The following is a 13,623-nucleotide window of genomic DNA, read 5'->3' as shown; positions in this document are numbered from 1 at the left end:
GAACTCTAACTTCCGTGTGACACATGTGGGCTGACGAATCAACGGACGCACCAGAGAGAGGCGGGCACGCGATGAAGGTCATCGCCGTGGCGACACAGAAGGGAGGGGTGGGCAAGACCAGCACCACGGTCAACCTTGCTGCGGGCTTGGCCCTGGCGGGTGCGCGCGTGCTGACGGTCGACCTGGACCCTCAGGCCCAGGCCGGAACGGCTGTGGGCGTCAACCTGGCGGGGGAGGAGCAACTGGCCCGTTCCCTGGGCTGGGTGCTTCAGGCCCGGATGCAGGGCATGCGCATGGACCTGTCCAGCCTGTGGTTCGACCGGAGCGAACTCCTCGAGGAGTGGGAGGACGCGGGCACCCTGCACCTGCTGGCGTGCGAGGAGTCGACCATGACTGCCGCTCAGGACCTCATCCATAAGAAGGGGTTCCAGTCGACGCCCATCCTGCGCCGGATGCTGATGGAGGTCTCCGACTCATTCGACTTCGTCGTCGTGGACACCCCTCCCGCCGTTTCCTCCCTGTCCGCCACGGCCCTGGCGGCCGCGGACTACGTCATCACGGTGTGCGTCCCGGAGTACCCGGCCCTGAAGGGCGCGGCGGCGACCCGGGGCACGGTGCGGTACGTCAAGGACCGCACCGGCGGCGAGTGCGAGCCGCAGTACTTGGGGGCGGTCCTGAACCGTTCGAACCCTCCTTCGAGGTGGAAAGCTCAGGAAGTCAACATCCGCAACGGCATGCTCGACGCGGACCTGGCGCCGTTCTGCACGGACATCCGTACGGACAACCGGATCAGTGACTCCTTCGCGTACGGAGTGCCGTCGGTGATCCGCTTCGCGAGTCATACGCCGGGCAAGATGTACAGCGAACTCATGGGCCAGCTCGTGGAGCGCATGGGACAGCCCACGGAGAAGTGGGAGATGCCGGAGCGCATCGAGCTGGAGGCCTCCGGTGGCTGAGTCCAAGGGGCGCCCGAAGAAGAAGTTCAAGCCCGCCGGTGCCCAGCTGGTCCAGGGGCTGCTCGCCGGGGCCGACGATGTCGCCAACCGTTCGTGGATCGGTGGGGGACAGGGCACGCCCGATCCCGGCCCGGATTCCGCTCCCGCCGCGCCGGTCGTTGATGAGGCGCGGCCCTCTTCGCCGCCGCGTGCTCCGCAACCACGCGGCGGCGAAGTCGTAACACCGCAGGCTGCGGTCTCTGTTGCGGATCCGGCTCCCGTGCCCGTCGAGGAGCACGACAGCGCGCCTTCCGGCCCCTCCGGCCCCGGTGCCGCGGCCGGTACCCGGGCGAAGAAGGCAGCCCCGGCGAAGAAGTCGACGGCCCCGGCCTCCCCTCGGGGGGATGCCTCCGCCAATGGGGCGGGGGAGTGGGGTCCTGCGACGGCAGCCCCCGGTGACGAGCGCCCTTCTCGTGCTCAGTCGGCCTCGGTGGCGCGTCCCCGTCGGCAGCGGGAGGCCGCCCAGGGCGGGGCCCATGCGGCCATCCACAGCAGTTTCGCCGATGCCAAGGTGCGCGCCGGCACGTGGAAGGCCTTCGGGTTCCGTATCGCACCCGACATCCTCGCGCTGCTCAAGGAGCGCGTGAACATGGACCGCAGGACCAGCGGCAACCCCCAGCTGGCGATCGGGCATTACCTGGATGCGGCGCTGCGGCAGGTGCCGGGGGAGGTGTCCGAGCTCATCGACATGGCGACCGAGTTCGCGATGGAACGGATCTGGGACACCGAGAAAACGCAGCCGTCAACCTACCGAGTCGGTCCTGACTCCTACGAGTGGGTGGCAAATCTCAACCTCGCGTTGCAGGAGGTGGATTTCGCCCGCAAGGGCACCCAGGTCATCTCCGCGGTGGTGAAGCGCTACCTCGATCTGCTCGATTCCGAGGGGCCATTGCAGCGGCCGGACAGGCGGCGTAACTCCCCTTAGAGGGCCTGCGATTGACCTAGGACGAAGGTTCCGGTGGGGCCTGCACGTGCGAAACGTGCAGGCCCCACCGGTTTTTTTCTGCCATCTCTGCACTACAGAGACGTGCAACGTCGGCTGCAACGAAGACTGCAACGAACTCTGTTGCAAGCACTGCAACGCTGTTACCAACGCCGTTACTAACGAACTAACAAACCAACTAACCAACGAACAATCAAACAATCCATGTGACACTAGAACCACTTCGTTGGCCAGAGGTAGGCCGTCCGACTGACGACCGCTCAAATACGGCGCCTCGTACGGATATGTCCAAAGTTGAGACACGCCGCTTCTCTAGTGACGGGAGGAGATCGGGGGGTGTTCTGCGCTAAGGTTCTGAGAACGATCAGCACACTTAGCGGAAGAGTCGGAGCAATGTCGCTGACCAGCGAACAACTCAGCACCAGCGCGGTCGCCACGGCTGCCGGCCTGAGCGAATCCTGGGCCTGGAGGGCCCGCGACCAGGGTGTCCTGACGGAGCCGCACTTCGAGGACTCGGTCGTGGCCCTGCGCGTCTACGCGTTCGTGTCCCAGATCGTCTGGCCCGGCACGCGCCGCCCCCGCAGCGCCCGGCAGGACCTTGAGCTCTGGCAGTCCATGGCGGTCGAAGCCGCACGCCAGGCTGTGTCCGACGCGGACACCACCCCCGAGACGTCGCTGTGGGTCCTCGAGGACTCGGTGTACCTCATCACCACGCCCGCGGAACGCGCGGCCTTCGACCTCAAGCACCTCGGGGGACGCGTGGCGATCCGCATTCCCATCGGGCAGTGGGTGACCGAGCTGCCCGACGCCATAGCTCAACTCAAGGCGCGTCGGCGGCGCCAGCCCTCCCAGTCCTCCTCATAGGCGGCGCTGACGGGCCCGAAGATCTCATAACCTTCGCATCCACCTGAACGAGAGGACCCGCACCAGCCACCTCTCCAACTGAACAGCCGCACCCTGCTCGGCAAGGCCTCCTGAACGGCGCCGAGTTGCGGTTCCGTCTTGCCTCATCCCTCTCCTCGTCCAGGAGCCGGCCATCGCCAGTGCCACGAGGGCTGGTTTGGTGTTGCCCAAAACAGCCCTGCCACATGCCCCTCAACAGTCACAAACTGCCGCACATCGAACGGGCGATGACGCCCCGATGGCTCGCGGGGCCGCCCAGGAGCTCACGCACACCGGCTCCCGGCGCAGCGGGCCCCGCCGCTGGCTCCGGGCCGCGCGGTGGCTCGTCTCGGCAGGCATTCATCCCCGGGCCAACGCCACGACACTGCGCGTCGCCGAAGACCTCGCCAAGCGCATGGACTACAGCACCGGCCACGTCCTGTACTGCCTGGACGGCACCTGCGCCCGCCTCGAACTGTCCCGGGCCACCGTTAAGCGCCACATCGCGGTGCTGCGCGAACTCGGCGCCCTGGTCTGGGCCGTGCACGGCACCAGGACGAACATCCGCCGTTCGAGGGGCCTTGGCGGGTACGCCGGTACGGCGACGGTGTACGCCGCCGCGATTCCCCCCTCGTACGACCACGCGATGGGGCACGAGATCGTCGGCTCCGGGTACGACGCACGGATCGTGGTGCACCCGTCGTCACAGTCGTCGCAGGGGTCGCAGTCATCAGAGCAGTCATCACAGCCGTCGGCCTCAGGGCAGATTGCCGGGGCTGGTGAGCCCCCTTCCCTGACTCTGGTTGAGGAAAAGGGAAAGGCTGAGATGACGGGGGGGTTGAAATACACCCCGCGCCTGCGCGCGAGCCGCGGCAAAACCCGCACGTCCAAGTCCCCATCTCGATCCAAGTCCCAGGACCCGGCAGGCCGCGACGCGAAGACCGCTCGGCGCTCACCCGCCCAGGTCGCTCGCGAGATTCTGCAGACCCGCACGGTGCGTGCCCTCGTGAACTGGACGCAGCGTGAACCGCTCCGGAAGCTGGCCTTCTCCCTGCGGGCCTACTTCGATCGCGGCCTGAGCGCTCACGAGATCGCCGCCGAACTCATCGGCCTGTGCCTCACCTGGCGCCCCTCACGGCCCGCCGCCTACATCCAGGCCCACCTCCGCCGCGAGGCCCGCGAGACCGTCGCCCGCGACAGCGCGCAGGCTGCGGCCGGGGACCCCCGGTCGAACGCCGCCTGGCAGGAGTGGCTCGCGCAGGCCGGGACCGAGGCCCCGGCCCGTACGGACACCGATCGTCGTCTGGCCCGCCTGTACAGCTGGGACCAGTGGTCCGAGGTCGCCGAGCACTACGTCGAGGACCCCGACGACGCCCTCGACCTCTACGGCACCCGCCTGTGCGTGCACGCCGTTCGCCAGGCCGCACTGGCAGAGCGCTGACTGGCAGACCGCTGACCGGCAGGCCGTTGAGTCGCAGGCCGTCGAGTGTGGCCGAGCGCCAGGAGGTGGCAAACTGTTGAGTCGCTGTCAGAAAGTCGCAGCTCAGAAGCCATCGCCGGTTCATAGCAGCGACCGAAGCGACCGACTTTCAAGCATCCGGGGTCGGTCGGCGGCAGGGGAGCGGGGCTTGTGGCGCAAGCTCTTCGCTCGTTCGGAGTCGAATGGACGTCCGTGCGTTTTCTGGCACCGCGGAGCAGGTCATGATCACGGCGGATTCTCGCAGGGACGAGGTCTGACGCGTACTCAGGAGGTTGCCGTGGTCCTCGTCATCGTCGTCGCCGTGCTGGCGCTGCTCGCAGGGCTTGCGGCGAACCGGTATCTGCGGCCCCGGTTGATGCCGGACGACGACAACGGCATGGCCGTCAAGGACCTCGTCGGCCCGTTGCTGACGCTGACCGTGCTCCTTCTGGCCTTCGTCCTGGTCACCGCGTCCGGTTCTTACGGAAAGGCCGAGGTCGCCGCACGCGGCGAGGCCCGCGCGCTGGACCAGCTCACCGAGATCAGCGAGTACGCGCCGATGGCACAGCGGGAACGCATCCAGGCGGACGCCGTCTGCTACGCACGCGCGGTACGCACCCAGGAGTGGCCCGCCATGGCCGACGGCAACGGGTCGGCCGCGCCCAGCGTGTGGTCGACCGACGTCCGCCGTTCCTTCCGTGACCTGGAGGGCAAGCCCGTCTTCGGCATGCTGATCGCCGCCGACAACAAGCGTTCCGACGAACGCGAGGAACGCCTCACGCAGGCCACGCCCAGCATCCCCAACGCCATCTTCTGGTTCCTGCTCGCCACCCTCGTCATCACCGTCGTGGCCCTGGCCGTCTGCCTGCCCCGCAGGAACAACCGCGCTCAGCTCATCGTGCTCACCGTCATCACCGCTCTCCTCACGGTGACGCTGTGCATCATCCGGGACGTCGACCGGCCCTTCGGCGGCACCACCAGCGTCGACCCCACCGCGATCGCAGAGGTCGAACGGCAGGCCACCCGCGACTTCCTCGCCCACCACAAGCCCTCGGACCTGCCCTGCGACGAGAACGGCAAGCGGGCTTGAGACCACGCGGAGCGCTCCGGGGCCTGCGGGAGAATTGGGGCATGCCTCGTTCCCGTTCCCTTGCTGCTGCCGATGAGATACGCGCCTACCTCATCGGGCAGTTGAACCGCGCTCTTCGTTACCCCGGGATGTTCGGGAACGAGGGGGCCCTGCGCATGCTGATGGATCACCTGCTGTTCGTGGAGGCACAGCCCGAAGCCTTGGCCGAGCAGCAGGAGGCGTGGGAAGCGAGCGGGGCCTGGACCAGTGCGGGAGTGACGGGTGCTTTCCAGGGCTTCGTCCCGGGGCGCTACGACGACGGCGTGGCATCGGTCTACGCGGAGTTCGCACAGCGCCGGGGGTGGTTGCGGCCCGACCGGGTTCTGGGGGCCGACGAGTACCGCGCACTCCGGAGCCGGGCGCGCTCCTGGGCGGGCGAGGACCGCGTCTGGGGAGACGTCGTCGAGGAGTTCGGGGCGCCGTCCGTGCTGTTCGGCGGGACGAATCCGCTGTACGGGAAGACACTCGGGTACCTCGGTGAGGACCCGGAGCAGCCCATTGTGTCCTTTCACCTTTGGAACGGCCGCGCTCCCGATGCGGAGTCCTCGTGGCCTCCGGAGCATGCGGAGGCCATCCTTCTCGCTGTCCGCTTTGGGGATGGGTGCTTCGGTGACTTCGGTCAGTGCCTCACCCTGACTCCGGCGGGGGAGCGGTGGCGCCGGGAGCTCGCTGAGGCGGTGTGCGGCGCCTGATCCGTCGGTCCGTCGGTCCGTCGAGAGGATCGTCTTGGCCTTTACGGGGAGTTCGGCGCCTGGCCTGAAGGCGCTTCGGCCGCAGTGGTCCAGCTGGTGAGGAGCTGGAGTGCTTGGGCGGTGTCGGAGGCAGGTTCGACGTTGTAGACGCAGAGGGTCTGTTCGCTGTCGCCGGGGGCCTGGAAGGACTCGTAGGAGAAGTGGAGTTCGCCGACGAGTGGGTGGTGGTAGGTCTTGGCGCCGTGGGTGCGGCGCAGTACGCGGTGGTCGTTCCACCAGGTGGTGAACTCCGGTGATTTGAGGGTGAGTTCACCTACGAGGTCGGCGAGTTGCTTGTCGTGGGGGTGGCGGCCGGCTTCCAGGCGGAGCATGGCGACGGTTTCGGCGGCGATGCGCTCCCAGTCGCCGACGCGGTCGCGGGCCAGCGGGTCCAGGAGGTAGTAGCGGGCGAGGTTGCGGCGGGGCGCGGGCAGGGCGTCGAAGTCGGTGAGGACTTCGCGCGCGAGGTGGTTGCTCGCGAGGACGTCGGTGCGGCGGCCGAGGACGAAGGCCGGGACGTGGCTCAGGGTCTGCAGCATCAGGTGCAGACCGGGGCGTACACGCTGGGGGCTGGCCGGACCGCGGCGGGCAGGCGCGGCGGGGCGGGCCAGCAGGTCGGTGAGGTGCTCGCGCTCTGACTCGTCGAGGTGCAGCGCGCGGGCCAGGGCTTCGAGGACCTCGGGGGAGGGGTTGCCGGCGCGGCCCTGCTCCAGCCGCGTGTAGTACTCGGTGCTGACCCCGGCCAGGCGGGCCACTTCGTCGCGGCGCAGCCCTGGCACGCGCCGGGTGCGGCCGTCCTCGGGCAGGCCGGCCTCGTCCGGGGTGAGTCCGGCGCGGCGGCTGCGCAGGAAGTCGGCGGTCTCACGGCTGCGGTCCATGTCTCCATTCTCGCCGCCCGGACCGGGCACGGCCGCTCGTGGGTGGCCCTGCTGGTACCTGTTTCGCCGGTACGAGCCGCGCAGGTACCTGCCTGGTCAGGGCCCTTTTCGGCGGTCTGCGAGGTCGGTCCGGGTGGTGTTCTGGATGAGGAGATGAGGAGCGGGACGGGGACGGACGGCAACCGGTCGTCGTGCCGTCGTCATCGCGTCGATTCACCCTCAACCTCACCTCGATCCCACTGCCGACCCCACCTCGATCTCAGTCTCAACCTCACCTTGAGACTCTCGACCTCGCCTTGAAAGGTGTGCCCTCATGGCCACGCAGTCTCCTGTCCGTTCCCTCACAGGCCGCGTCGCGGTCGTCACCGGCGCCTCCAGCGGAATCGGTGAGGCGACCGCCGAGCACCTGGCCGCGCTCGGCGCCCGCGTCGTCGTCCTGGCCCGCCGCGCTGAGCGCCTGGACGAGCTGGTCGCCCGGATCGAGAAGAACGGCGACCAGGCGCTCGCCCTGGCCGTCGACGTCACCGACAAGGCGGCGCTCCAGAGGGCCGCCGACCGGGTCGCGGCCGAACTGGGCGGCGCGGACCTGCTGTTCAACAACGCGGGCGTGATGCTGCCCGCCCCGATCGAGGAGCTGGCCACCGACCAGTGGCAGCACCAGGTCGACCTCAACATCAACGGCCTGATGAACACCATCGCCGCGTTCACCCCGCAACTGGTCGCGGCCGCCGCCGAGCGCGGCGTGTCCGACCTGATCAACACCTCGTCCATCGCGGCGCAGAACATCTTCCCGAACTTCGCCGTCTACTCCGCGACCAAGGCGTACGTCACCCACCTGTCACGTCACCTGCGGGTGGAACTCGGCGCGAAGAAGGTACGGGTGGCGGCGATCGAGCCGGGCATCGTCGGGACCGAGTTGCAGAGCCATGTCACCGACGAGGGCGCACGGCAGTGGCTGGAGGGCTCCAAGGAGGCGATGGAGTGGCTCACGCCGCAGGACATCGCCCGGACCATCGGCTTCCTGGCGAGCCTCCCGCCGCGGGCCAACTTGCAGCAGGTCACGATCATGCCGACCGCTCAGGCCAGCTGACGGGGCGTTGGAGTACGGGACGGGCTTACAGGCCGGGGGCGCGGGGCGTCGCCCGGCCTGTGGCTCGTGCGAGGATCCCCGGATGACTGACAGCGGCCTCAGCCTTCTCGAGTTCACGGCGCCCGAACAGGTCACGGAGCGACTGCGGCAGGAGCTTGCCGCGTGTTGGGTCGAGGTCACCAACGCCGGGGGAGCGGCGGGCTTTCCCTTTCCGCCCGTCGACGAGGGGCAGGTGACTCCGGCGGTCGACAGGATCGTCGGGACGCTGGCGCCCGCGACCAGCCGCCTGCTCGTCGCCAGGGCGGGGCCGCGCGGGCAGCTCGGGCAGCTCGGGGAGATCGGGCAGCTCGTCGGATGGCTGAACGTACGACGTGATCCGTACGAGCTCATAGCGCACTGGGGCACGCTCCACCACGTCCAGACACGGCCCGACCTGCGGGGCAGGGGCTTCGGAGCGGCCCTGTTGGAAGAGGTCCGGTCGGTCGCCCGCGACGAGATGGGCCTGGAACAGCTTCATCTCGCCGCTCGTGGCGGCGTGGGGCTCGAGGAGTTCTACGGGCGACTCGGCTGGAAGGAAGTCGGCCGCTGGCCCGGTGCGCTGCGTCTCGCCCCGGGCGACGATCGCGACGAGGTCCTCATGCTCCTTGCGCCGCTCTAGTCCCTATCTGGATCTGGCTGCTCTGGTCCCTGGTTGCTCCGGTCTTTGGCCGCTGCCGCAAGGCGCCGCCCGCTTATTCGATTGCCGTTGGTCGGCACGTCGGATAGGAAGCTCGCATGCTGAAGGGCGACAAGGTTGGGCTCAGGGCCCGGCACGAGGAAGACATCCCGATCCTGCGGGCCGAGCTCTACGACGACGTGGTCAACGCCTCGCGCGCCGAATCCAAGCCGTGGCGGCCGATCACGCCCGGCTCGAAGGACCCGCGGCTCGTGGCGGACGGCACCGATCCGGGGAGCGTCCCGTTCTCCGTGGTGGAGCTGGACGGCGGCACGCTGGTCGGCACCGCGAATCTGTGGGGCATCGACAACCACAGCCGGTCCGCACACATCGGCCTCGGGCTGCTGCCGTCCTCCCGGGGCAAGGGCTTCGGCACGGATGTCGTCGCGGTGCTGTGCCACTACGGGTTCGTCGTACGCGGCCTGCACCGGTTGCAGATCGAGACGCTGTCTGACAACGCGGCGATGCTGCGCTCCGCCGAGCGCAACGGCTTCGTCCGCGAGGGGCTGCTGCGTTCCTCGGCCTGGGTGATGGGGGAGTTCCTGGACGAGGTGCTGCTCGGACTCCTCGTACAGGACTGGAAGTCGGACGCGAAGAGCTAGCAGACCGCCGACCGCAGCAGGTGTCACGCGTCGGCGAATGGGTCTCCCTGGACGCCGGCGAGACGGATGAGGCCCGTTCCGCCGTCGTCGCTGACCACCGCGTAGATGGTGTACGACCATCCGCGGTCGGCTGCGTACGCCGACGCCCACGCCAGGAGCTCTCCGACGTCGACCGTCTCCAGGACTTCGTACGCGTGCGCCGTCACGGCGGGCACGTCCCAGAAGCAGACGCGGTAGCGGGCGTGGTCCAGTTCCCACGTGGTGTCACGGGGGTCGATGCCGCGGATTTCCATGCGGGTCAGCCTAGGTTCCGGGTGTCTCGTCGATCGCGGGCATCGGCCGGCCCTGCGGATGCCACTTGCCGAGGAAGGCGGCCTGTCGGCCGACGTCGACGAGTTCGATCCGGGCGCCGATGCTGTCCATCCGGTGGTAGGCGAACGGCCGGCCGTAGGGGCAGCCGGAGAAGTCCAGGGGCATGCCCTCGACCTCCAGGCGCCGGGAGCCTTGTCGTACATCGCTGGTCCAGAAGCCGATGTGGTCGAACCTGGCTCCCTGCGACGCGTCCCAGGGACTGTCCGGCGGGCCCTCGATGAGCTCGATGAAGGGCAGGCCGCCTGTGGTGAAGGCGATGCGGTAGTCCCACTCGCCGAGCCGGTCGGAGGCCGGGTCGCTTCACTCGACCCCGGCCGAACGCCGCAGGTCCCGCATCGCCTGCTCGATGTCCGGGACCACGAAACACACGTGATAGAAGGCAGTCATCCGTCCATGATCGAGCACGTGGTCGGGTAGTCAGGCGGCTGCACAGGTGCGTGGGCGTGGATGCGTAGTTGGGGTGTTAGCCCCACCTCCCATCAGCAGGGCAGCCGGATGGCCGGGTGCGGGGGCGTCGGCGAACGTGGGGGTGGCCCCAGCAAGTCGCCTACCGAGAAGGCAAATCGTGCGCACTGTCACCGCCGTCGCCACTGTCACCGCCACCGCCGCTGTCGTCACACTGGCGCTCGCCGGGGGAGCCGCGTCGGCCGCCTCCTCCGCGCAGCCCGCCACCCCGAAGCAGCCTGCCACCCCGAAGCAGCCTGCCACCTCCAAGCCGCCCACCACCGAAGGAATCTGGCGCATGGACGGCTACGGCACGGTGCTGTCCATCCGGAACGGGAAACTCCAGGAGTACCAGACCACCGCCGTCAGCTGTCTCAAGGGCGACTCCGCCCGGCGGACCGGGCCCGGCACCTACGCCACGCCCGACGGCACCGTCCTCACCGTGCGCGCCCGGGCAGGCGGCGACCGCGCGTCCATGCGGGCGGACGGCTCCGTGGGCTCCCGGAATCTGCGCCGGATCGCGGAGTTGCCCGAGGCGTGTACGCGTCCGGCGCCCAAGGGGCCGCGCGCCGCCTTCGACGTCTTCTGGCAGTCCTTCGAGGAGAACTACCCCTTCTTCGCCGCCAAGGGCATCGACTGGCACGCCGTACGCGACCAGTACCGGCCCCGGGTCCACGCGAAGACCACCAAGGGCGAACTGTTCGCCGTCTTCAGGGAGATGGTCAGGCCGCTCTACGACGCCCACGTGGTCGTTCAGGATGGCGACCGCCGCTTCGGGCAGGTCCGGCCCGGCACCGACATGCCCACCGAGGAGCTGGACGCCAAGGTCAAGAAGTTCATCGTGGCGCGCGACCTCAAGAACGCGCGGAACCTCCAGGACTTCGCCGACGGGCGGATCACGTACGCCGACCTCCCCGGCGGCAAGGGCTATCTGCGGATCACCGGCTTCGGCGGATACGCGGGCGACGACACCTCGTACGCCGCCCAGCTTGCCGAGTTGGACAGGACGCTGGAGACGGTCCTCGGCCAGGACCGCATCCGGCGCCTGAAGGGCCTGATCATCGACCTGCGGATCAACGGCGGCGGCTCCGACGCCCTCGGCATCCACATCGCCGAGCGCCTCACCGACACCCCCTATCTCGCCTACTCCAAGCGGGCCCGCAACGACCCCGCCGACCCCACCCGGCACACCCGCCCCGAGCCCGTGTACGTCACGCCCGCCAAGGGCCCCCGATACACCGGGCTGGTCGCGGTGCTGACCGGCGGTTCGACCGTCAGCGCGGGGGAGACCTTCACCCAGGCCCTGATGGACCGGCCCGGCAGGACGGTCCGGATCGGGCAGCCCACACAGGGCGTCTTCTCGGACGTCATGGCGCGCAAGCTGCCGGGCGGCATGGTGGTCGGGCTGCCGAACGAGGAGTTCCTGACCCGCTCGGGCAGGACCTTCGACGGCCTGGGCATTCCGCCGCACCTCACCGAGCCGGTCTTCACCAAGGAGGAGTTCGACAAGAGGAAGGACTCCGCCTTCGACAGGGCTCTCAACGTTCTGGGGGGTTGAGAGAGCGCGCAGGGAACACGCAGGGAACGCGCAGGGAACGTGCAGGGAACGTGCCGCGAGCGGCGGGTGCGCTGTCCTGTGCGTGGGGGGGCGAGCACCTGCGGTGCCACTTGGCGCCACGTGATGCCATACGGCGTCACGTGGCGCCGTTCTGCTTCTCCAGGCCCGCTTGATCTCGCATAGCGCCATCGCGGATCGGGCCGCTGATCCGTGTTTCCGCAGGTAGAACGGGTGTCACCACGGGCGCGCCTCTCGCGATGCCATTTAGGCTTGCACATGGCGCCATAGTGGTGCCATGATGACGTCATGGACCTCACCCCGTATGTCGACACTCTCCGCCGCGAGCTCGCGGTGGCCGCCGAAGCCGGCGGGGACGATGCGCGCGAGCTGGCCGAGCGGCTGACCGCTCCGCTGGAGTCGGCGACGCGTCTGACGCTGCTGAGCGTGCTCTCCGCGGCGATGGGAGAGATCACCAGCGAGCTCGCTCCGGGCTCGGTCGACGTACGGCTGCGCGGCTTCGATCCGGACTTCGTGGTGACGCTGCCGCCCCGCGACGGCGGCGGTGTCGCGGAGCCGGTCATGCCCGTCGATATGTTCAAGACTCCGGCTCCCGCCGATGGCGACGAGGGCGGCACCGCCCGCGTCAATCTGCGTCTGCCGGCCCACCTCAAGGCCCGTGCCGAGGAGGCCGCGAGCCGCGAGGGCCTGTCGGTCAACGCCTGGCTGGTCAGGGCTGTTTCGGCGGCGGTCGACGGCGGCGCCCGGACTCGTACGGCGGAGAAGACCCAAGCAATCGGACAGAGCTTCACGGGCTGGGTGCGCTAGCCGCGCCCCCGCCTCCGGTTTACCGCGGTAAACCACTCCACCCATCTCGTCCCTCCAGCGGGGACACCCCAAAGAGCCAGAGGACGGTACTGCCATGCCTTCGTTCGACACTCCTGAAGCGATCTCGGTCACGGCGCGTGTGGACGCCGGTTCCATCCAGTACACCGCGGGCGAGCGCACCGACACCCTCGTCGAGGTCCGGCCCCGCGAGGCCAAGAAGGACCAGGACGTACGTGCCGCCGAGCAGACCGAGGTCTCGTACGGCAACGGTGTCCTGACCATCAAGACGCCCAAGCCCGGCCTGTTCGGCCGCACCGGCACCGTCGACGTGACCGTCGAACTGCCCGCCGGCTCCCGCACCGACACCACCGGCGCCTGGACCCAGGTCATCGGCGAGGGCCGCCTCGGCCAGACCCGCGTCAAGACCTCCTCCGGCGACGTGCGCCTGGACACCACCGGCCCGCTGCACCTCACGGCCTCGCACGGCTCGATCACCGTGGACCACGTCGAAGGCGCCGCCGAGATCTCCACCAGCTCCGGCAGCCTGCGCCTGGGCACCGTCGACGGCACCGCCACCCTGAAGAACTCCCACGGCACCACCACCATCGGCACCGTCACCGGCGAACTGCGCGTACGCGGCGCCAACGGCGACATCGACATCGCCCGCGCCGAAGACTCACTCACCGCCGTCACCGCCCACGGCACCCTGCGCGTCGGCCAAGCCACCCGCGGCACCATCCAGCTGGAAACCTCCTTCGGCGCCATCGAAATCGGCGTCAGCGAAGGCACCGCCGCCTGGCTCGACGTCAGCTCCAGCTCCGGCCAGGTCCGCAACACCCTCACCGCATCCGACAGCCCCGACAAGACCGAGGACTCCGTCAAGGTCCGCGCCCGCACCAAGCACGGCAACATCGACATCCGCCGCGCCAAGGTCTGAGCACCCGCGCGCCAACAGGCCTCGCTACGCCCCCGCTTCAGCCTTCCGCAATCTTCTCCAGCC

The 13,623-nt window shown here is 69.1% G+C and carries 15 protein-coding genes; 12 read left to right on the top strand and 3 right to left on the bottom strand.

Annotated features, from left to right (window positions below; all coding sequences use genetic code 11):
- Positions 1 to 23 precede the first annotated feature (23 nt).
- From ABZ906_RS37385 to ABZ906_RS37360, 6 genes are all read left to right on the top strand, one after another.
- Entirely contained in the window at positions 24 to 956 is a 933-nt protein-coding gene (locus ABZ906_RS37385) for a ParA family protein (protein ID WP_361197603.1), read from the top strand.
- A complete protein-coding gene (locus tag ABZ906_RS37380; RefSeq protein WP_361390363.1) occupies positions 949 to 1,920 on the top strand; it encodes a hypothetical protein in 972 nt (323 codons plus the stop codon). The genes ABZ906_RS37385 and ABZ906_RS37380 overlap by 8 nt, the downstream gene beginning before the upstream one ends.
- Before the next feature lie 411 nt (positions 1,921 to 2,331).
- Positions 2,332 to 2,802 (top strand): hypothetical protein, encoded by a 471-nt coding sequence (locus ABZ906_RS37375; RefSeq protein ID WP_361197597.1) that lies wholly within the window; start codon positions 2,332 to 2,334, stop codon positions 2,800 to 2,802.
- Positions 2,803 to 3,079: 277 nt separating this feature from the next.
- On the top strand, positions 3,080 to 4,261 hold the full coding sequence (locus ABZ906_RS37370) for a cell wall protein (protein WP_361390361.1): 1,182 nt from the start codon (positions 3,080 to 3,082) through the stop codon (positions 4,259 to 4,261).
- A gap of 316 nt (positions 4,262 to 4,577) precedes the next feature.
- On the top strand, positions 4,578 to 5,369 hold the full coding sequence (locus ABZ906_RS37365) for a hypothetical protein (protein WP_361197590.1): 792 nt from the start codon (positions 4,578 to 4,580) through the stop codon (positions 5,367 to 5,369).
- A 41-nt stretch (positions 5,370 to 5,410) separates the two neighbouring features.
- Positions 5,411 to 6,100, top strand: a complete 690-nt coding sequence (locus ABZ906_RS37360) for a hypothetical protein (protein ID WP_361390359.1) — start codon at positions 5,411 to 5,413, stop codon at positions 6,098 to 6,100.
- A 41-nt stretch (positions 6,101 to 6,141) separates the two neighbouring features.
- Here the strand turns inward: ABZ906_RS37360 and ABZ906_RS37355 are convergent, their stop codons facing one another.
- Entirely contained in the window at positions 6,142 to 7,017 is an 876-nt protein-coding gene (locus tag ABZ906_RS37355) for a helix-turn-helix transcriptional regulator (protein ID WP_361390357.1), read from the bottom strand.
- A 313-nt stretch (positions 7,018 to 7,330) separates the two neighbouring features.
- Here ABZ906_RS37355 and ABZ906_RS37350 point away from each other — a divergent pair, with 313 nt between their 5' ends.
- From ABZ906_RS37350 to ABZ906_RS37340, 3 genes are all read left to right on the top strand, one after another.
- Positions 7,331 to 8,107 (top strand): SDR family oxidoreductase, encoded by a 777-nt coding sequence (locus tag ABZ906_RS37350; protein WP_361390355.1) that lies wholly within the window; start codon positions 7,331 to 7,333, stop codon positions 8,105 to 8,107.
- Positions 8,108 to 8,189: 82 nt separating this feature from the next.
- The gene (locus ABZ906_RS37345) at positions 8,190 to 8,765 is read left to right on the top strand and encodes a GNAT family N-acetyltransferase (protein ID WP_361390353.1); all 576 of its coding nucleotides are present in this window, start codon (positions 8,190 to 8,192) and stop codon (positions 8,763 to 8,765) included.
- Positions 8,766 to 8,881: 116 nt separating this feature from the next.
- Positions 8,882 to 9,424 carry a GNAT family protein gene (locus ABZ906_RS37340; RefSeq protein WP_361197575.1) on the top strand — a complete coding sequence of 181 codons (543 nt, stop codon included), beginning with the start codon at positions 8,882 to 8,884 and terminating at the stop codon, positions 9,422 to 9,424.
- Positions 9,425 to 9,447: 23 nt separating this feature from the next.
- On the opposite strand, the gene ABZ906_RS37335 is transcribed toward ABZ906_RS37340, so the two are convergent.
- Both ABZ906_RS37335 and ABZ906_RS37330 read right to left on the bottom strand, forming a co-directional pair.
- On the bottom strand, positions 9,448 to 9,717 hold the full coding sequence (locus ABZ906_RS37335; RefSeq protein ID WP_361390351.1) for a hypothetical protein: 270 nt from the start codon (positions 9,715 to 9,717) through the stop codon (positions 9,448 to 9,450).
- Positions 9,718 to 9,727: 10 nt separating this feature from the next.
- Complete coding sequence (locus ABZ906_RS37330; RefSeq protein WP_361390349.1) at positions 9,728 to 9,901, bottom strand: hypothetical protein; 174 nt, start codon at positions 9,899 to 9,901, stop codon at positions 9,728 to 9,730.
- Positions 9,902 to 10,538: 637 nt separating this feature from the next.
- Here ABZ906_RS37330 and ABZ906_RS37325 point away from each other — a divergent pair.
- The 3 genes from ABZ906_RS37325 to ABZ906_RS37315 all read left to right on the top strand — a co-directional run bounded on the left by ABZ906_RS37325 (position 10,539) and on the right by ABZ906_RS37315 (position 13,560).
- On the top strand, positions 10,539 to 11,798 hold the full coding sequence (locus ABZ906_RS37325; RefSeq protein ID WP_361390409.1) for a S41 family peptidase: 1,260 nt from the start codon (positions 10,539 to 10,541) through the stop codon (positions 11,796 to 11,798).
- 306 nt (positions 11,799 to 12,104) lie between these two features.
- The gene (locus tag ABZ906_RS37320) at positions 12,105 to 12,623 is read left to right on the top strand and encodes a hypothetical protein (RefSeq protein ID WP_361390347.1); all 519 of its coding nucleotides are present in this window, start codon (positions 12,105 to 12,107) and stop codon (positions 12,621 to 12,623) included.
- Positions 12,624 to 12,717: 94 nt separating this feature from the next.
- Entirely contained in the window at positions 12,718 to 13,560 is an 843-nt protein-coding gene (locus ABZ906_RS37315) for a DUF4097 family beta strand repeat-containing protein (protein WP_361390345.1), read from the top strand.
- Positions 13,561 to 13,623 lie beyond the last annotated feature (63 nt).

Origin of the sequence: Streptomyces sp. NPDC046925, assembly GCF_040644915.1 — a bacterium.
In the GTDB taxonomy this organism is placed as follows: domain Bacteria; phylum Actinomycetota; class Actinomycetes; order Streptomycetales; family Streptomycetaceae; genus Streptomyces.
This window is presented reverse-complemented; position numbering and strand designations above follow the sequence as displayed.

Excerpts from the sequence above, each read along its gene's own strand:
- ABZ906_RS37335 (WP_361390351.1), bottom strand. The coding sequence starts at position 9,717 with ATGGAAATCCGCGGCATCGACCCCCGTGACACCACGTGGGAACTGGAC.
- ABZ906_RS37385 (WP_361197603.1), top strand. The coding sequence starts at position 24 with ATGTGGGCTGACGAATCAACGGACGCACCAGAGAGAGGCGGGCACGCG.
- ABZ906_RS37370 (WP_361390361.1), top strand. The coding sequence starts at position 3,080 with ATGGCTCGCGGGGCCGCCCAGGAGCTCACGCACACCGGCTCCCGGCGC.
- ABZ906_RS37355 (WP_361390357.1), bottom strand. The coding sequence starts at position 7,017 with ATGGACCGCAGCCGTGAGACCGCCGACTTCCTGCGCAGCCGCCGCGCC.
- ABZ906_RS37375 (WP_361197597.1), top strand. The coding sequence starts at position 2,332 with ATGTCGCTGACCAGCGAACAACTCAGCACCAGCGCGGTCGCCACGGCT.
- ABZ906_RS37360 (WP_361390359.1), top strand. The coding sequence starts at position 5,411 with ATGCCTCGTTCCCGTTCCCTTGCTGCTGCCGATGAGATACGCGCCTAC.
- ABZ906_RS37350 (WP_361390355.1), top strand. The coding sequence starts at position 7,331 with ATGGCCACGCAGTCTCCTGTCCGTTCCCTCACAGGCCGCGTCGCGGTC.
- ABZ906_RS37320 (WP_361390347.1), top strand. The coding sequence starts at position 12,105 with ATGGACCTCACCCCGTATGTCGACACTCTCCGCCGCGAGCTCGCGGTG.
- ABZ906_RS37340 (WP_361197575.1), top strand. The coding sequence starts at position 8,882 with ATGCTGAAGGGCGACAAGGTTGGGCTCAGGGCCCGGCACGAGGAAGAC.
- ABZ906_RS37325 (WP_361390409.1), top strand. The coding sequence starts at position 10,539 with ATGGACGGCTACGGCACGGTGCTGTCCATCCGGAACGGGAAACTCCAG.
- ABZ906_RS37315 (WP_361390345.1), top strand. The coding sequence starts at position 12,718 with ATGCCTTCGTTCGACACTCCTGAAGCGATCTCGGTCACGGCGCGTGTG.
- ABZ906_RS37345 (WP_361390353.1), top strand. The coding sequence starts at position 8,190 with ATGACTGACAGCGGCCTCAGCCTTCTCGAGTTCACGGCGCCCGAACAG.
- ABZ906_RS37330 (WP_361390349.1), bottom strand. The coding sequence starts at position 9,901 with ATGCCCCTGGACTTCTCCGGCTGCCCCTACGGCCGGCCGTTCGCCTAC.